Source organism: Streptomyces sp. NPDC046261 (assembly GCF_040646235.1).
Taxonomy (GTDB): domain Bacteria; phylum Actinomycetota; class Actinomycetes; order Streptomycetales; family Streptomycetaceae; genus Streptomyces.
The window spans coordinates 85,692-101,765 of record NZ_JBEYZU010000013.1; the positions used below are offsets into that span (position 1 = coordinate 85,692).

At 73.6% G+C, this 16,074-nt stretch carries 16 protein-coding genes; 5 read left to right on the forward strand and 11 right to left on the reverse strand.

What is annotated here, in order from left to right:
* Positions 1–35 precede the first annotated feature (35 nt).
* The 5 genes from ABZ956_RS22045 to ABZ956_RS22065 all read right to left on the reverse strand — a co-directional run bounded on the left by ABZ956_RS22045 (position 36) and on the right by ABZ956_RS22065 (position 4,723).
* Positions 36–836 carry a polysaccharide deacetylase family protein gene (locus ABZ956_RS22045; protein WP_361896166.1) on the reverse strand — a complete coding sequence of 267 codons (801 nt, stop codon included), beginning with the start codon at positions 834–836 and terminating at the stop codon, positions 36–38.
* The gene (locus ABZ956_RS22050) at positions 833–1,927 is read right to left on the reverse strand and encodes a glycosyltransferase family 2 protein (RefSeq protein WP_361896168.1); all 1,095 of its coding nucleotides are present in this window, start codon (positions 1,925–1,927) and stop codon (positions 833–835) included. Before ABZ956_RS22050 ends, ABZ956_RS22045 begins: the two co-directional genes overlap by 4 nt.
* Positions 1,924–2,748 (reverse strand): glycosyltransferase family 2 protein, encoded by an 825-nt coding sequence (locus tag ABZ956_RS22055; protein ID WP_361896170.1) that lies wholly within the window; start codon positions 2,746–2,748, stop codon positions 1,924–1,926. The genes ABZ956_RS22050 and ABZ956_RS22055 overlap by 4 nt, the downstream gene beginning before the upstream one ends.
* A gap of 411 nt (positions 2,749–3,159) precedes the next feature.
* A complete protein-coding gene (locus ABZ956_RS22060; protein ID WP_361896173.1) occupies positions 3,160–4,254 on the reverse strand; it encodes a GNAT family N-acetyltransferase in 1,095 nt (364 codons plus the stop codon).
* A gap of 1 nt (position 4,255) precedes the next feature.
* Positions 4,256–4,723 (reverse strand): hypothetical protein, encoded by a 468-nt coding sequence (locus ABZ956_RS22065; protein WP_361896175.1) that lies wholly within the window; start codon positions 4,721–4,723, stop codon positions 4,256–4,258.
* 301 nt (positions 4,724–5,024) lie between these two features.
* Here ABZ956_RS22065 and ABZ956_RS22070 point away from each other — a divergent pair, with 301 nt between their 5' ends.
* Positions 5,025–5,828: an SGNH/GDSL hydrolase family protein gene (locus tag ABZ956_RS22070; RefSeq protein ID WP_361896178.1), complete on the forward strand. Its 804-nt coding sequence runs from the start codon at positions 5,025–5,027 to the stop codon at positions 5,826–5,828.
* Here ABZ956_RS22070 and ABZ956_RS22075 read toward each other — a convergent pair.
* Positions 5,817–7,478, reverse strand: a complete 1,662-nt coding sequence (locus ABZ956_RS22075) for a protein kinase (protein WP_361896181.1) — start codon at positions 7,476–7,478, stop codon at positions 5,817–5,819. The two genes, ABZ956_RS22070 and ABZ956_RS22075, sit on opposite strands and share 12 nt — an antisense overlap.
* A 235-nt stretch (positions 7,479–7,713) precedes the next feature.
* On the opposite strand from ABZ956_RS22075, the gene ABZ956_RS22080 reads away from it, so the two are divergent.
* Complete coding sequence (locus ABZ956_RS22080) at positions 7,714–8,004, forward strand: hypothetical protein (RefSeq protein WP_361896184.1); 291 nt, start codon at positions 7,714–7,716, stop codon at positions 8,002–8,004.
* A gap of 112 nt (positions 8,005–8,116) precedes the next feature.
* Here ABZ956_RS22080 and ABZ956_RS22085 read toward each other — a convergent pair whose 3' ends face one another.
* Positions 8,117–8,872 carry an ABC transporter permease gene (locus ABZ956_RS22085; protein WP_361896407.1) on the reverse strand — a complete coding sequence of 252 codons (756 nt, stop codon included), beginning with the start codon at positions 8,870–8,872 and terminating at the stop codon, positions 8,117–8,119.
* Between the two features lie 29 nt (positions 8,873–8,901).
* Positions 8,902–9,870, reverse strand: a complete 969-nt coding sequence (locus tag ABZ956_RS22090; protein ID WP_361896186.1) for an ATP-binding cassette domain-containing protein — start codon at positions 9,868–9,870, stop codon at positions 8,902–8,904.
* Positions 9,871–9,934: 64 nt separating this feature from the next.
* Between ABZ956_RS22090 and ABZ956_RS22095 the strand changes: the two genes are divergently transcribed.
* A complete protein-coding gene (locus ABZ956_RS22095; RefSeq protein WP_361896188.1) occupies positions 9,935–10,657 on the forward strand; it encodes a TetR/AcrR family transcriptional regulator in 723 nt (240 codons plus the stop codon).
* Positions 10,658–10,685: 28 nt separating this feature from the next.
* Here the strand turns inward: ABZ956_RS22095 and ABZ956_RS22100 are convergent, their stop codons facing one another.
* Together ABZ956_RS22100 and hmgA are read right to left on the reverse strand one after the other, a co-directional pair.
* Positions 10,686–11,435 carry a GntR family transcriptional regulator gene (locus ABZ956_RS22100; protein ID WP_361896191.1) on the reverse strand — a complete coding sequence of 250 codons (750 nt, stop codon included), beginning with the start codon at positions 11,433–11,435 and terminating at the stop codon, positions 10,686–10,688.
* Between the two features lie 23 nt (positions 11,436–11,458).
* Positions 11,459–12,784: a homogentisate 1,2-dioxygenase gene (hmgA, locus tag ABZ956_RS22105; protein WP_361896194.1), complete on the reverse strand. Its 1,326-nt coding sequence runs from the start codon at positions 12,782–12,784 to the stop codon at positions 11,459–11,461.
* 201 nt (positions 12,785–12,985) lie between these two features.
* On the opposite strand from hmgA, the gene ABZ956_RS22110 reads away from it, so the two are divergent.
* Together ABZ956_RS22110 and ABZ956_RS22115 are read left to right on the forward strand one after the other, a co-directional pair.
* Positions 12,986–14,404 carry an aldehyde dehydrogenase family protein gene (locus ABZ956_RS22110; protein ID WP_361896196.1) on the forward strand — a complete coding sequence of 473 codons (1,419 nt, stop codon included), beginning with the start codon at positions 12,986–12,988 and terminating at the stop codon, positions 14,402–14,404.
* Positions 14,405–14,439: 35 nt separating this feature from the next.
* Positions 14,440–15,528: a zinc-binding dehydrogenase gene (locus ABZ956_RS22115; protein WP_361896199.1), complete on the forward strand. Its 1,089-nt coding sequence runs from the start codon at positions 14,440–14,442 to the stop codon at positions 15,526–15,528.
* On the opposite strand, the gene ABZ956_RS22120 is transcribed toward ABZ956_RS22115, so the two are convergent.
* Positions 15,525–16,037: a DUF2165 domain-containing protein gene (locus ABZ956_RS22120; RefSeq protein WP_361896202.1), complete on the reverse strand. Its 513-nt coding sequence runs from the start codon at positions 16,035–16,037 to the stop codon at positions 15,525–15,527. The two genes, ABZ956_RS22115 and ABZ956_RS22120, sit on opposite strands and share 4 nt — an antisense overlap.
* Positions 16,038–16,074: the final 37 nt, after the last annotated feature.

Sequence of the window (16,074 nt, forward strand, 5' to 3'; positions counted from 1 at the left end):
TTGCCCCGGTGCGTTCCTCGGGCCGGGCGGTCGTGTCAGGCACGGGCTTGGGTCGCTTTCCTGATGGCGCTGCGGCTTCTGCGTATGACGGCATACCCCTTGGTCAGGGCCCGGTCGCCGGCGAAGAGCCGGCCGAGCCCCCGGCCCTCGACGAGCCGTTCGAACTCGGCGATCCCCGTGGTGCGGCGCACGGTCACCCGCTCCAGGGCGTACGGCCCCTGGCGGCGCGCGGCCAGCGCGTTGCCCACCGCGAGCGAGACGCCGAACCCGGCCGCGCGCACCGTACCGCGCACCCTGCGGCTGGAGTAGCCGTAGGGATAGGCGAACGACACGGGTGGGTGACCCAGTTCCGCCGTGAGCAGGTCCCGGCAGTGCCGTACCTCGAACGACAGTCGCTCGTCGGTCAGCTGATCGAGCTGCGGGTGCGTATGGCTGTGCCCGCCGATCTCCATGCCCGCCGCGGCCAGCTCCCGCAGCTGGTCCCAGCTCAGCATGAGGTCCAGCGCGCCCCCCGTCTCGTGGGCGCCGCGCAGCCAGCCCGTCGAGGCGAACAGCGTGGCGGTGAAGCCGTGTTCGACCAGGGCGGGGAGGGCGTAGCGGTGCACGCCCTCGTAGCCGTCGTCGAACGTGATGAGCACCGGCTTCGGGGGCAGCCGGCCGCCCCCGCGCCAGGCGTCGGCCAGCTGCCGGGCCGTCAACGGTGTGAAGCCGAAGCCGGCCAGCAGCAGCATCTGCTCGGTGAACGCGCCGGGCGAGACCGACAGCCCGTACGTCGCGCGGGCGGGCGCCTGCGCCACCGCGTGATACATCAGGATCGGCACCGGGGCCGCGCTCATACGCCATCCCTTGAATCCCCCGAAGCCCCTGAATCCCCCGCACGCGCCCCGGCAGGCGACGGCCCCCCGGCCGCCGGCTCGAGCGCGGCGACCGCGAACCGGCCGCCGCCCCGGCGCGCCCGCAGGCTGCCCAGGGCGTAGCCGCCGGCCGCCAAGGCCACCCCGGCCACGATCGCCCCCGCCCGCCCCGCGCCGCCCACCCGGCCCAGCAGCGCGTCGCGCACCCCGCGGGCGACGCCGGCCGGCAGCACGCGCGTGGTGTACCGGCGCTCGCTCTCCAGCCCGGCCCGGGCCCCCACGCTGCGGGCCACCAGGGCCTTGGACAGGCCCTCGGCGTACGCCCTGGTGCGGAAGTAGCGGAACCGCTCGCGGCCCGCCGGCACCCGGTGGTGGATGACCGAACGGTCGTCGATCAGCAGCACGGCGTCCGGCAGCGCCCGGGTGAGGCGGATGCACAGCTCCGTCTCCTCGCCGCCCAGCGGCAGCCGGTGGCCGTCGCGTCCTATGCCGCTCGCGAAGCCCCCCACGGCCTCCAGGGCGGTCCGGCGGAACGAGGCGTTGCCGCCGAGGACGTTGCGGACCGCCACCTTGCCCGGCGGCAGCCCCCGGTAGGTGCAGCCCACGACCCAGTCGAACTCCTCCGGGAACCACGCCGGCCTGCGCCGGGAGGCCCAGACCGGCTGGGTCCGGCCGCCCACGGCCATGACCCGTGGGTCGGCGTAGCCCTCGGCGAAGTGCAGCAGCCAGTCCCGCTCGGCCACCGCGTCGTCGTCGAGGAAGGCGACGATCTCGCCGGAGGAGGCCGTGATCCCGGTGTTGCGGCCGGCCGACAGGCCCCGCGGCCCGGCGTTGGCCAGCACCCGCACCCGGTGCGGGTCCGCGCCCGCGCCGTCGTCGCCGTAGGTCTTGGCGAGCCGGCGCAGCAGGACGGGGTTGTGGTCGACCACGAGCAGCGTCTCCAGGGCGGGGTAGGACTGGTCGCGCACCGAGGCCACCGCGGCGAGGATGTCGCCCCAGCGGTCCTCGGTGTAGACGCAGATGACCACCGAGACGCTCGGTGCACCGGTCCGGCCGGTCGGCGCTGTGCTCAAGAGACTTCCCCGCGGTTCGCCGTCGGTGCCAGGGCCAGAGGGCGCCGGCGGTGGCGCGGGCCGCGGCGGGTGCCGCGCTCATGGAGGATCACCTTCAGCACCCGCAGCCCGTCCCGCACGGCCCGCAGGTTGCTGGTGCCGTGGATGCGGACGAACTCATGGCTGGGAATCTCCTGGACCCGCAGCCCTGCCTTCACCACTCTGATGTTCATCAGGGTCTCGACCTCGAAGCCGGCGCAGTCCAGGGCTATCTCGTCCAGGCAGTGCTTCCAGAACGCGTTGTAGCCGTAGCACAGGTCGGTGTAGCGGGCGCCGAACTTGTGGTTGACCATGGAGGTCAGCACGCGGTTGCCGAGCTTGCGGATCAGCGTCATGTCGTCGGTGCCGCCGCCGTTGGCGAAGCGGGAGCCCTTGGCGAAGTCGGCGCCGCCGACCAGCGCGGAGACATAGCGGACGATCTCGCCGCCGTCCGCGGAGCCGTCCGCGTCGACCATCACGATGATCTCGCCCGTGCAGGCGGCGAAGCCGGTGATCAGGGCATCGCCCTTGCCCTTGCCGAGCTGTTCGACGACCTTGACGTCCGGGCGCAGATCGCGCGCGACCCGGACGGTGTCGTCGGTGGAGTTGCCGTCGACGAGGACCACTTCGTGGATCCAGTCGGGCAGGGTCTTGAAGACGTACGGAAGGTTCTCCGCCTCGTTCATGGCGGGAATGACGACGCTCACCGGTGGCGCTATCGCGAAATGCGAGGTCACCGGCCGGTAGCGGCCGGGTGACTCGGGATCTTCTTCGCTGGCCGCCGGCCGCAGGAAGGCACTCATGAGTCTTCGTTCCCTCTCGTCCGGTGGACCGCCTGCCCCAGCGGTCCGATCGTCTGTCCGGTTCGAAAAGGGGGTACTCGCCCCGCCCACCGGCGACACGACGCCGTACGGACAGGGTGAGTTGGCAAGTAACGCCGGTCGCGCGGCACGCGACTCGGCACTGCTGACTGGCCGAGCGCGGCACCCCCTGCCGCGCCCCGCGCCGGACACCATCGCGACGCTTGTTGAAGCCCTCCCCGGAGCCGCTCAGACATGATGGGCCGATGCGGGTAGATGTACGACGGTATTGAAGCTTGCGACCGTATGGCAAGGGGTGGGGCGGAGACTCCTCCTTTGGTGTTTTTTGCGCCTATGCAACCATCCGCACCGGCTTAGCTATTGACGCCGCCTTCGTTCATGGGCGGGGACCCCTCAGCCGCCCGCGCGCAGCCGCCCCATCCGCTTCAGCAGCCGGTCCGCCGGCCCGAACAGCTCCGGCCGTGCCAGCACCGTGTTGCGCAGCGCCCGCACCGGTGCCCGGCGGGCCCGGTACCCCAGCGCCACCGGGTGCCGCCGGGTCGCCCAGCCCTCGGAAACGCTGAGCTCACGGGTCTTGAGCGAGTCCTTGTACGCCTTCACGCCCCGGCCCAGGTCCAGGTAGGCCATGCCCTCGGCGGCCGCCCCCTCGGCCATCCGCAGGTGCAGCACGAGGCCGGGGGAGTACTTGGCGAACTCCGGGTCGTAGGCGGGGAACCAGCAGGCCAGCACCGCCGGGGACCGGAGCCCGAAGTGGGCCGCGACCGGCCGGCCGGAGGCGTAGAGCACCGACAGCAGGCCGGCGAACGACTCCGTACGCGTATGGAACAGCTGCTCCACGAGCTGGGCTATCCAGGGGCGTGCGAAGCGGTCTGCGCGCCCCGTTCTTCGATACTGCGCCGACTTCCAGCCCGTCAGGACGCGCAGCGCCTCCGGGTCGCGCTCGTCGTGCACGTACCGCACCTCCCCGAGGTCCCGGCCGAGCCGGCGCTCCTTGGCGAGGGTGGTGCGGGTGAACTTGGGCGACTGCTTGCGCAGCGCCGCCAGATAGCGCTCGTAGCCCTGGTCGACGTCGATCACGGGCGAGGGGTACGCGCTGGAGGCGGCCGCCTCGAAGGGCTTCTGGCCCTCGATCAGGTGGTCGAACTCCCACAGGGACAGCCCGCAGGCGTGCAGCAGCTCGCGCGCGTCCCACTGGAAGCCCGGCCGGTGCACCAGGCCCTGGGCGTCCGAGACCCCCAGTCCGATCGCCCGCCCCACCCCCATGGGGGTGCGCTGGAACGGGAAGAACGCCACCGGCTCGCCGTCCTCGCGCACCACCGCGATCCGCGTCCCGCGCCGGCAGCGGCCGACGGCGAGTGCGAACTCGGGGGCGAGGAAAGGATTCGCGAGCTGCGGTGAGCCGTCCTCCACCGCCCTGGCCTGCAGGGCCGTCCATGCCGACCGGTCCGCGGCGGTGAGCTCGCCGGGCCGGTACACGCTGATGTCCACTTCAGGAAGCCCGACTTCTCGTGGCGCGGCCCCGGTGGCGTCGCGCCTGTGCCATCAGGAACGAAAGGACCAGCAGCGCGGCGCTGACGGCCGCGACCGCGGCGACCCCGCCGCGTACCGTCCAGGCGTGCAGCGCGAGCATGGTCTGGGCGATCAGCAGGTCCACCGCGACGGCCCCGCCGGTGGCCACCACGGCGCGGCTGAGCGGGTCGAGGCCGCGCAGGGCGGCCGCCAGGGCGCACGCGGGCGCCACGATCAGGAAGAACAGCGTGAACGGCGCGCGCAGTGGTGAGGTGATGTCGGCGAGCGCCAGCGTGCCGCCCATGCCGGCGATGGCCATCGTGGCGCCCGCCACCACCGCCAGCGAGTCCGCCGCGGCCGTCCCGCGTCCGGCGCGCTTCCCGCTCCCGCTCCCGTTGCCCGGTTCCTTCGCATCATCAAGCCCGGTGAGATCTGTGAAGCTCTGCATTGGCGACTTTGCCCCCCGAAGCGCCGGATGCCGGGCTTCAATGTCGCGCAGCGGACGAAGGCCCGTCAAGGTGTGAAGGCCATGCGAAAGGCCCCTTCCGGACGCCGCCGCCACAACCGGAGGCCGTCCGTCGGATGAACAGTCGACGCTGTCGTCCGACGGTACGACGTATGGCTCGACCGACCGTCAACTCACCCCCTCACGCAATGTGTTGTCAGCGCGGTGTCAGATTTGGCATGGACACTTCCACAGGGTCGCTGCTACCACAGAGGTAGTTGAAAACCCTGCTAAAGGAGGTTCCATGAAACTGTTCCGTTGCGCGGGTGCATTGTCCGCACTGGTCCTGACCACAGCCCTCGCCCTCGGCGGAGCCGGCACCGCCCACTCCGCCGAGCGGTCGTCAACCCCCGCTTATGTAGCGCTCGGTGACTCCTATTCGTCCGGCCTCGGCGCCGGCGGCTACGACTCCGCCAGCGGCAGCTGCAAGCGCAGCACCCGGTCCTACCCGGCGCTCTGGGCTGCCGCGCACGCCCCCTCGAGCTTCGCTTTCACCGCCTGTTCGGGCGCCCGAACGGGTGATGTTCTCAGTGGTCAGCTCGGGCCGCTGAACGCCTCCACGGGCCTCGTCAGCATCAGCGTCGGCGGCAACGACGCCGGCTTCGCCGACACCATGACGGCCTGTGTGCTCGGCACCGACAGCGCCTGCCTGAACCGCATCGCCACGGCGCGCGCCTTCATCCAGAACGAACTGCCCGCCAAGCTGGACGGCGTCTACTCGGCCATCCACTCCAGAGCCCCCCGCGCCCAGGTCGTCGTCCTCGGCTATCCGCGCTTCTACAAGACCGGCGTCACCTGCGTCGGTCTGAGCGACACCAAGAGAAAGGCCATCAACGCCGCCTCCGACCACATCAACTCCGTCATCGCCAAGCGCGCCGCCGACCACGGCTTCGCCTACGGGGACGTCACCACCACCTTCGCCGGACACGAGCTCTGCTCCGGCAGCGCCTGGCTGAACAGCGTCGCCTTCCCCGTCGACGAGTCCTACCACCCCAACGCCGCCGGACAGTCGGGCGGCTATCTGCCGGTCTTCTCCTCAGCGGCCTGAGCCGTACACGCCGCCGTAGGCGGCCTGGCCCGTCGGCGACCCGGCCGACGGGCCAGGGGCCGGATAGCCAAGGGACGCGGAGGGCCGCGGGGAGCCGGAAGGACCGGAAGAACCAGAGGCGGTCGGCCTGCCCGTCGGAGGCTTCGCGCACGACACGGTGAACGCCACACGACGGGACGTCAGCTGCCGGGGGCTCCTGACCTCCAGGGCCATCCAGTCCTGCTCCGGATCGCCGGCGCGGTGGCTCACCTCCGTGTGCTTGAGCACCAGCGTCCGGGTACCGGCCCGGGCGGTCTTCCACCCGCCGTCCGTCACGCTGCCGCTGGCCGTGACCCACCGGTAGACGACGTCCACCGGGGTGCGGTCCACCGTGACGGCCGCCTGGAAGGCGGGCGCCGACCCCTCCGGTGGCGGGCAGGGCCCGGAGTAACGGTCGCGCAGCGCCTTGAGCGTCACGCCCACCACGCCCTGGCCGGAGCCGGCCGCCGACGAGGCCGCCGTCCCGCCGCCCGGTGAAGCCGCCCCCGCGTTCTTGCCGTCGCTGCCGGTCGCCCCGCCCGCGCCCGGCGAGCCCCCGTCCGGACCGCCGCCCTGGGCCAGCGCCCACACCAGTCCGCCCACCGCGAGCGCCGCGACCAGCGCCCCGGCCACGAGAGCCGTCCGCCGCCGGCCCGGCGCGGCAGTGCCCGGGGCGGGCGCGCCCGGCTCCGGCGCCACGGGCGGCAGCGGCCCGCCGGCCCGGTGCGCCGCGCCCTGCGCAGGCTCGGGCGGCCGCGGCGCCGCGACGGTCGGGGCGTACGCGCCCGGCTCGGGGCGCGCCGGCCTGCCGGCCGCCGCCTCACGCAACAGCCGCTCGGCCTCCGCTGCGCCCAGCCGGTGGGCCGGGTCCTTGCGCAACAGCCCGTCCAGTACGGGCGCGAGCGCACCCGCCCGGCGCGGCGGCGGCAGCTCCGCGTCCACCACGGCGCGCAGCGTGCTCAGCGGCGTGTCCTGACGGAAGGGCGACATGCCCTCCACCGCCGCGTACAGGGTCACCCCCAGCGACCACAGGTCCGACTCCGGCCCCGGCGCGCGCCCCAGGGCCCGCTCCGGGGCCAGGTACTCGGGCGAGCCCACCAGCTGCCCGGTCGCCGTCAGCGCCGAACTGCCCTCGATCACCGCGATGCCGAAGTCGGAGAGGACGACACGCCCGTCGTTGGCTATCAGCACATTTCCCGGTTTCACGTCGCGGTGCAGTACACCCACGGCGTGCGCGCCCCGGAGCGCGGCCAGCACCTCCGCGCCGATGTACGCCGCGCGGGCCGGGGCGAGCGGGCCGTCCGCCAGCAGCAGGTCGGCGAGGGACAGGCCGCGCACCAGCTCCATGACGATCCAGGGGCGGCCCTCCTCCTCGACCACGTCGTGGACGGTGACGACGTTGTGGTGGGAGATACGGGCGGCCGCGCGCCCCTCGCGTTCCAGCCGGGCGTACAGATGTCGCACGTCGGGCTCCGGCAGGCCGGCGGGCGCCCGTACCTCCTTGACCGCCACCTCGCGGCCCAGCGCCTCGTCCCGCGCCCGCCATACCACGCCCATGCCGCCGCGCCCCAGCTCGTCCAGCAGCCGGTAACGGCCCGCCAGCACCCGCCCCGCACCGGAACTCGCGTCCATGCCGTGTCCCTCCCCCGAGAGCAATTCGGGGTGAATGTACCGCAACGGAGCGTGATTGCCCCGCCCTCGTGCCGTATTGTCCTGCTCAACTCGCGCACAGTGACGTCAGGTTCACGCCAGGCTCGTCAACCCCCTTGACGGGGTGGTGAATCGGACCCGCCGATGCGCGGGTGACGCGATGGGGCGATAGGGTTACCCTGCCTGGGCCGGGTGCCTCGTACGGGTGGGGAGTCTCATGGATCAGATAGCAATGCGTAGCAGGGCACGTGTGCCCGCCATCAGCTACGGCAGTGGCGCGTCGAGTGCGCGCCTGGACCGTCACCTCGCGGTGCTCGGCGGGCCTGCCCTGCCGCAGCGCGAGGTCGAGGGCGCGACCGTGCTGATGCGCGAGCTCACCTCGCGCGATCGCACCCTCGCCGGAGGGGGCGGGAGCCAGAGCCGGACCGCCCGGGTCTCCCTGTTCGCCCCGCTGCGACGGCTGCGCCGTTCGCTCTTCGGCAGCCACGGCGGCAACCACCACGCCTGACCCCGGCCCCGGCACGTACGGCTCGTCCTGCCCCCCGGGGCCGGCCGGTCGGCTCCTCCGGCAACCCCGGCACCCCCTCCGACACCTCGCCCGGTGAGACACCCCGGCCGGCTCAGCCGGACGCCCGCCCGTACCGCCGGACCGTCAGCGGCACGAAGACGGCCAGCAGGAGCGCGGCCCAGCCCAGCGACGCCGCGACGGGGTGCGCCACCGGCCAGGACGCGTCCGCGGCCGGAGAGGCGTTGCCGAACAGGTCGCGGCAGGCTGCGGCGACGGCGCTGACCGGGTTCCACTCGGCGGCGGTCCGCAGCCAGCCCGGCATCCCCTCGGTCGGCACATAGGCGTTCGACAGCAGCGGCAGCATGAAGGTGGCGCCGCCCAGCTGGCCCGCCGCCTCCTCCGTCTTCAGCAGCAGCCCCAGCCAGTGCCCCACCCAGGCCGTGACGAGCCGGAAGAGCAGCAGCAGCGCGAACGCCCCGGCCGCCGGGGCCGCCCCGCCCTCGATGCGCCAGCCCACCGCGTAGCCGCAGGCCACCAGCGGCACCAGCCCGAGGGCGGCGAGCAGGACGTCCGAGGCCGTCTGCCCGGCCGGGATGGCGAAGCGGCTCATCGGCAGGGTCCGGAAACGGTCCATCACCCCGCGCTGGTAGTCCTGCGCCGAGGACAGCATCGCGGTCATGACGCCGTTGACCGCCGTCGCCACGAACAGCCCGGGCACGAGATAGGCGCGGTAGTCCGCGCCGCCTTCGAGGGCCACCGCGCTGCCGAAGACGTAGCCGAAGAAGAGCAGCATCGTCACCGGCATGGTCATGGTGATGACGAACAGGCCGGGGGCCCGGCGCATCCGCCGGACGTTGCGGCCGAGCATGGCCCGGCTGTCGGACAGGGTGTGCGTGATCACGTGCGGGCCTCCTCGGCACCGGTGTCGGCGGGGGTGGGGGCGGTCAGGCGCAGGAACACCTCGTCGAGGGTCGGCTGCCGCAGGGCGGCGTCGACGACGGGCACGCCGGCCGCGTCGAGTTCGCGCACCAGGTAGGGCAGGGTGAGCGCCGGATCGGTGACGGCCGCCCCCACCACGCGCCGGACCGGGTCGAGGGCGGGGCGCGCCCCGGTGAGGGCGTGCAGGACGACCGCGGCTCCCGGCAGGGCGCCGTCGTCGGCGACGACCACCTCCGCGTGGGCGCCGATGCGGGCCTTGAGCTCGGCGGGGGTGCCGCGCACGGTGGCCCGGCCCCGGTCGACCAGGACGATGTCGTCGGCCAGTCGGTCCGCCTCCTCCAGGTACTGGGTCGTCAGCAGCACGGTGGTGCCCGCGTCCGCCAGTTCCCGGACGGCCCGCCAGATCTCCTCGCGGCTGGCGGGGTCGAGGCCGGTCGTGGGCTCGTCGAGGAACAGCACCGGTGGGCGGGTGAGCATGCTCGCGGCGAGGTCGAGGCGGCGCCGCATGCCGCCGGAGTAGGCGCGGGCCGAGCGGTCGGCGGCGCCGGTGAGGTCGAACCGTTCCAGCAGCGCCTCGGCGCGCTCGCGCGCCGCGGCGGGCGGCAGCCGGCGCAGCCGGCCGAACAGGCGCAGGTTCTCCCGCCCGCTCAGATCCATGTCGACGGCGGTGGCCTGGCCGGTGACGCCGATGGCCCGGCGCACGGCCGCGGCTTCGCGCACGACGTCGTGCCCGGCGACCCGGGCCGTGCCGGCGTCGGGGGTCACCAGGGTGGTCAGGAGGCGGACGGCGGTGGTCTTGCCGGCGCCGTTCGGTCCGAGCAGCCCGCAGACGGTGCCCTCGGGTACCGCCAGGTCGAACCCGTCCAGCGCCCGGACGTCCCCGAAACGCTTGCGCAGCCCCTCACTAAGTACAGCGTACGTAGTCATGGCCCGGACCTTACCTCACTACGTACGCTGTACGTAACTAGGATGGGGGCCGAGGTGATGATCCATGGCAGCCAGCGGCCACCCGGCCGGACCCGAAGTGATCTGGGCGCGCCCCGAGCGCGCCGCCCGCGGTCCGCGCCCGGCCCACACCCGCGCCGACATCGCGGCGGCGGCGGTACGGGTGGCGGACGCGGAGGGCATCGACGCCGTCTCCATGCGGCGGGTGGCCGCCGAGATCGGCTGCGGCACCATGTCGCTGTACAACTACGTGCCGCGCAAGGAGGACCTCTACGAGCTCATGGTCGACGCGGCCGCCGCCGAGTACGACCTGTCCACGCCGCCGGCGGGGGACTGGCGGGCGGAGACGCATCAGCTCGCCCGGCAGATGCGCGCGCTGATGCACCGTCACCCCTGGCTGCCGCGGTTGCTCGTGCCCGAGTACGGCTTCAGCCCCAGCGCGCTGCGGTTCCTGGAGTACGCCCTGTGGGTGCTGGAGCCGCTGGACGTGGAAGGGGGGACGAAGCTGGAGCTGCTGTCCTCGCTCAACGCGGTGGTCGCCGCCTATGTCTCGCACGAGCTGTCGGCCGCGGAGCGGGAGCGGACCTCGCCGTACCCGCCGGGGCGGGAGCAGGCCGCGCGGCTGGCCTATCTGGGCCGCGCGCTGGCGGGCGGGGGCTATCCGCGGCTGGCGGCGGTCCTCACGCAGGCGGCGCCGGCCGGTGACGCGGACGCGATCTTCGAACGTGCGGTGGAGCGGCTGCTGGAGGGCTTCGCGCCGCGTTCGTGACGGGGCGGCCGGGGCGCGGCCCGGCCGGTCAGTGGGCGTCGAGCGTGACCGTGAACGAGAAGCGGTCACCGCGGTAGCGGATGCGGGCCACGTCGACGGCGCGGCCCGCGTCGTCGTACGTCACGCCCGTGTAGTGCAGGATCGGGCTGAGCAGCGGCACTTGCAGCAGCCGGGCCGTCTCCGGATCCGCCAGCCGCGCCTCGACCGTGTCCGTGATGCGGCTGATGGTCACGCCCACGGTGTCCCGCAGCACCTTCGTCATCGGCCAGCGGGCGAGGTCCGCGAGGTCGATGCGGTCGGCCAGCTCGGGGCGGACGAGGTTCTCCGCCCAGTTCGTCGGCTCGCCCGACGTCTCGTCGCAGCGCAGCCGCCGGTAGGCCATGGCCTCCTCCAGCCCGGGGAAGTGCTCGGCCAGCTCGGCCGGGACCGGCTCCGGGCCGTGGCCGAGCACCGAGGTGCGCTCACCGGACTGCTGGGCGACGATCGTGTCCACCGAGCCGAGCAGCCGCACGGGCGAGCCCCGCCGGGCGCTCGGCTCGATGAAGGTGCCGCGCCGGCGGTGCCGGCTGATCAGCCCCTCCGTCTCCAGCTCCTTCAGCGCCTGCCGCATGGTCAGCACACTGACGCCGTAGTGCTCGGCGAGCGCGTCCTCCGTGGGCAGCCGCAGCGGGTCGTCCGGGCGCCGCCCGAGTATCGAGGCACGCAGCGACTGCGAGACCTGGTACCACAGCGGCAGCTTGCGGTTGAGCGCGAGGGAGTCGGGGGCGAAGGTGGTCAACGGGGGCTCCGGCTCTCCAGGTGTCAGCGGTCGAAGTGGCGCTGCAGACCCTGCCACACGCCGTCGTACCCCGTCTGCAGGTGGTCGGCGCCGGCCGCCTGCCCGGTCAGGGTCACCGGCCAGCGCGTCTCGAACATGAAGGCCAGGCCGTCGTCCACCTTCTGCGGCTTCAGCTCCGCCGCGCTGGCCCGCTCGAAGGTCTCCCGGTCCGGGCCGTGCGCCGACATCATGTTGTGCAGCGAGCCGCCACCCGGCACAAAGCCCTCCGCCTTGGCGTCGTAGGCGCCCTCGATCAGGCCCATGTACTCGCTCATCACGTTCCGGTGGAAGTACGGCGGACGGAAGGTGTCCTCGCCCACCAGCCAGCGCGGCGCGAAGACCACGAAGTCGACGCCGGCCAGCCCGGGGGTGTCGGACGGCGAGGTGAGCACGGTGAAGATCGACGGGTCGGGGTGGTCGTAGCTGATCGAACCGATGACGTTGAAGCGGCGCAGGTCGTAGACGTACGGCACGTAGTTGCCGTGCCAGGCGACGACGTCCAGCGGCGAGTGGTCGTACGTCGCCGTCCAGAGGTTGCCGCAGAACTTGGTGACGACCTCGACCGGTCCCTCGACGTCCTCGTAGGCGGCCACCGGCGCCAGGAAGTCGCGGGCGTTGGCCAGCCCGTTGGCGCCGATCGGGCCGAGGTCGGGCAGGACGAAGGGGCGGCCGTAGTTCTCGCAGACGTAGCCGCGCGCGCTGTCGTCGAGCAGCTCGACGCGGAAGCGCACCCCGCGCGGGATCAGCGCCACATGCCCCGGCTCGGCCCGCAGCAGGCCGAACTCGGTGCGCAGCAGCAGAGCGCCGCGCTCGGGCACGATCAGCAGCTCGCCGTCGGAGTCGCTGAAGACCCGGTCGGTCATCGAGGCGTTGGCGGCGTAGAGGTGCACGGCCATGCCCGTGCGCTGCGCGGCGTCGCCGTTGCCGCCCAGCGTCCACAGGCCGGCGACGAAGTCCGTGCCGGCGGCGGGCTCGGGCAGCGGGTTCCAGCGCAGCCGGTTGGGGTCGGGCACGGTCTCGGTGAAGGGCGCGCCGCGCAGGGCGCCGTTGCCGGTCCGGGTGAACGGCGGGTGGGCGGCCGAGGGCCGGACGCGGTACAGCCACGACCGGAGGTTGTGCTGCCGGGGCTCGGTGAAGGCGGATCCGCTCAGCTGCTCCGCGTACAGCCCCAACGGCGCCCGCTGCGGGGAGTTGCGCCCGTGCGGCAGCGCGCCGGGGACGGCCTCGCTGCTGTGCTCGTTGCCGAAGCCGGACAGGTACGTCAGCCCCTCGGCCGTCTTCCGCGCCTGCTCGTTGCCCCTACCGCTCATCGCGTGCTCCCGGTGGCCGGTGGATTCCTATGGGAGACCGTAGGATTCCCGGCCGCGCGCGTCAATGGATCAGCCGCCCCGGCGCGCGGAGCTGCCCGGGAATCGCCCCGGAACGGCCAAATCCGTCGAAGCCCCTGTCCGTTGTCACTACCCGTGGGAGGGTCGAAGGCGACCGAGCGCCCCACACCGCGAGGAGCACCTGTGATCGCCCACGACGGGATGTACATCGACGGCAGCTGGCGGCCCGCCGCCGGCCGCGACACGATCGAGGTGGTCAACCCGGCCGACGAGCAGGTCATCGGTGCCGTCCCCGCGGGCACCGCCGAGGACGTCGACGCCGCCGTACGCGCCGCCCGCGCGGCCCTGCCCGCCTGGGCCGCCACCGCGCCCGCCCGGCGCGGTGAGCACCTGGCCGCCCTGCGCGACGCGCTGGAGGCCCGCCGCGAGGAGATCGCCGCCACCGTCACCGCCGAACTCGGCGCGCCGGCCGGCTTCGCGCAGCGCGTCCACGCCGGCGTGCCGGTCGCCGTGGCCGGCTCCTACGCCGAGCTGGCCGCCACCCACGCGTTCGAGGAGCGCATCGCCCACTCCACCGTCCTGCACGAGCCGGTCGGCGTCGTCGGCGCGATCACGCCCTGGAACTACCCGCTCCACCAGATCGTCGCCAAGGTCGCCCCCGCCCTCGCCGCGGGCTGCACGGTCGTGCTCAAGCCGGCCGAGGACACCCCGCTGACCGCGCAGCTGTTCGCCGAGTGCGTGGCGGCCGCCGGCCTGCCGGCCGGGGTGTTCAACCTCGTCACCGGCCTGGGGCCGGTCGCGGGCCGGGCACTGGCCGAGCACCCCGGCGTCGACCTGGTCTCCTTCACCGGCTCGACCGCCGTCGGGCGGACCGTCGCCGCGGCGGCCGGCGCGGCCGTCAAGCGCGTCGCCCTCGAACTCGGCGGCAAGTCCGCCTGCGTGGTCCTGCCCGGCGCCGACCTCACCAAGGCCGTCACCGTCACCGTCGCCGACGTCATGCGCAACACCGGCCAGTCCTGTAACGCCCTCAGCCGGCTGCTGGTCCACGCGGACCGCTACGAGGAAGCCGTCGGCCTCGCCGCCGAGGCGGCGCGCGCCTTCGTCCCCGGCGACCCCACCGACCCAGCGACCCGGCTCGGGCCGCTCGTCAGCGCCGCCCAGCGCGAGCGGGTCCGCGGCTACGTGGCCCGGGGCGTCGAGGAGGGCGCCCGCCTCGTCGAGGGCGGCCCCGGAGCCCCCGCCGGGCTCGAGAAGGGCTACTACGTCCGGCCGACCGTCTTCGCCGACGTCACCCCGCGGATGACCATCGCCCAGGAGGAGATCTTCGGGCCCGTCGTCTGCGTCATGAAGTACGAGGACGAGGAGGAGGCCCTGCGCATCGCCAACGGCACGGTCTACGGCCTCGCGGGCGCGGTGTGGGCGCGGGACGACGAGACGGCCACCGCCTTCGCCCGGCGCATGGACACCGGCCAGGTCGACATCAACGGCGGCCGCTTCAACCTGCTGGCGCCCTTCGGCGGCCACAAGCAGTCGGGGATCGGCCGCGAGCTGGGCGTCCACGGCCTGGCGGAATACCTGCAGACCAAGTCGCTCCAGTTCTGACCCGCCGTCCGCTCCTCCCGGAGAAAGGGTTCGTCATGGTCCGCGCCGCCGTACTGCCCGCCGTGGGCGCCCCCCTGGAGATCACCGAGATCGACCTGCCCGCCCCCGGCCCCGGCCAGGTGCGGGTCCGGCTCGCCGCCGCCGGCGTCTGCCACTCCGACCTCTCCCTGGCCAACGGCACCCTGCGCCAGCCCGTCCCCGCCGTCCTCGGCCATGAGGGCGCCGGCACCGTCACCGCGGTGGGCGCGGGCGTGCAGGAGGTGACGCCCGGCGACCGGGTCGTCCTCAACTGGGCGCCCGCCTGCGCCGACTGCCACTTCTGCGGCCTGGCCGAACCCTGGCTGTGCACCGACGCCGCCGCCGGTGCCACCACCCCCTACGCCACCCTGCGCCGCGACGGCAGCGCGCTCTACCCCGCCCTGGGCACCGCCGTCTTCGCCGAGGAGACCGTGGTGCGGGCGAACGCCGTGCTGCCGCTGCCGGACGGCATCCCGCTCGCCGAAGCGGCCCTGCTGGGCTGCGCGGTGCTCACCGGCTACGGCGCCGTGCACCACAGCGCCCGCGTGCGGCCCGGCGAGTCGGTGGCGGTGTACGGCGTCGGCGGCGTGGGGCTCGCGACGCTGCAGGCGGCCCGGATCGCGGGCGCGCGCACGATCGTGGCGGTGGACGTCTTGCCGGAGAAGGAGAAGCTGGCACGGGCGGCCGGGGCCACCGCCTTCCTCCTGGCCTCCAAGGACACCGCCCGCCATGTGCGCGAGCTCACCGGCGGCCATGGCGCGGACGTGGCCATCGAGTGCGCCGGGCGCGCCGACGCGATCCGCACCGCCTGGTCCTCCACGCGCCGGGGCGGCCGTACGACCGTCGTCGGCATCGGCGGCCGGGACCAGCAGGTGGCCTTCTCGGCGCTGGAGCTCTTCCACTTCGGCCGCACCCTCTCCGGCTGCGTCTACGGCAACAGCGACCCGGCCAAGGACCTCCCCGCCATCGCCGCCCACGTACGCGCCGGGCGGTTCGACCTCTCCGGCATGGTGACGGCGCGCACCGGGCTCGACGGCATCGCCGAGGCGTTCTCGGCGATGCTGGCGGGGCGCGGCGGCCGGACCCTGGTGACCTTCCCCGGCTAGCGCCTGAGCCACTGCGGGGACGGCAGATGGATCAGTACGAGCACGAAACCGGCGAGCGTGAAGGTGCGAATGGCGGCCTGCAGCCCGTTCCACTTGGCCGACTGCCACATCGCGAACCACTCGCCGCCTATGGCGATGAAGCCCAGCCCGAACAGCAGCATGACCATCAGCAGTCCCAGCGTGGTGGCCCGCCGGGCCGGCGCCCAGCCGTACCCGGACCGGGTCAGCCCGCGGACCCACAGCAGCGTGGCCGCCACGAGCACGAAGGCGGCCAGGACTTCCCAGATGATGATGAGGACGTAGACGGCGTCCTGCAGCGTGCGGTCCGTGACGGCCCGCCACATCAGGTCCTCGTCCTGGAAGGTGGTGTCCATCGCCAGGACGTGCCGTACGTATTCCTGGTTGGTGCCGAAGTCGGTGATGTTGCCGAAGGCGACGAGGGTGATGTAGACCGCCATCGTGGCGGTCAGTGCCGTGGCCGCCACCGGCAAGGTGCGCTCAGCGGTCATAGGGCGATTCCTTCCCCTGTGACCGGACCCGTACGCC

Bases quoted from the DNA above. Each gene is read 5' to 3' on its own strand.
- ABZ956_RS22045 (WP_361896166.1), bottom strand. From the start codon at position 836: ATGAGCGCGGCCCCGGTGCCGATCCTGATGTATCACGCGGTGGCGCAG.
- ABZ956_RS22055 (WP_361896170.1), bottom strand. From the start codon at position 2,748: ATGAGTGCCTTCCTGCGGCCGGCGGCCAGCGAAGAAGATCCCGAGTCA.
- ABZ956_RS22065 (WP_361896175.1), bottom strand. From the start codon at position 4,723: ATGCAGAGCTTCACAGATCTCACCGGGCTTGATGATGCGAAGGAACCG.
- ABZ956_RS22070 (WP_361896178.1), top strand. From the start codon at position 5,025: ATGAAACTGTTCCGTTGCGCGGGTGCATTGTCCGCACTGGTCCTGACC.
- ABZ956_RS22075 (WP_361896181.1), bottom strand. From the start codon at position 7,478: ATGGACGCGAGTTCCGGTGCGGGGCGGGTGCTGGCGGGCCGTTACCGG.
- ABZ956_RS22080 (WP_361896184.1), top strand. From the start codon at position 7,714: ATGGATCAGATAGCAATGCGTAGCAGGGCACGTGTGCCCGCCATCAGC.
- ABZ956_RS22085 (WP_361896407.1), bottom strand. From the start codon at position 8,872: ATGCTCGGCCGCAACGTCCGGCGGATGCGCCGGGCCCCCGGCCTGTTC.
- ABZ956_RS22090 (WP_361896186.1), bottom strand. From the start codon at position 9,870: ATGACTACGTACGCTGTACTTAGTGAGGGGCTGCGCAAGCGTTTCGGG.
- ABZ956_RS22095 (WP_361896188.1), top strand. From the start codon at position 9,935: ATGGCAGCCAGCGGCCACCCGGCCGGACCCGAAGTGATCTGGGCGCGC.
- hmgA (WP_361896194.1), bottom strand. From the start codon at position 12,784: ATGAGCGGTAGGGGCAACGAGCAGGCGCGGAAGACGGCCGAGGGGCTG.
- ABZ956_RS22115 (WP_361896199.1), top strand. From the start codon at position 14,440: ATGGTCCGCGCCGCCGTACTGCCCGCCGTGGGCGCCCCCCTGGAGATC.
- ABZ956_RS22120 (WP_361896202.1), bottom strand. From the start codon at position 16,037: ATGACCGCTGAGCGCACCTTGCCGGTGGCGGCCACGGCACTGACCGCC.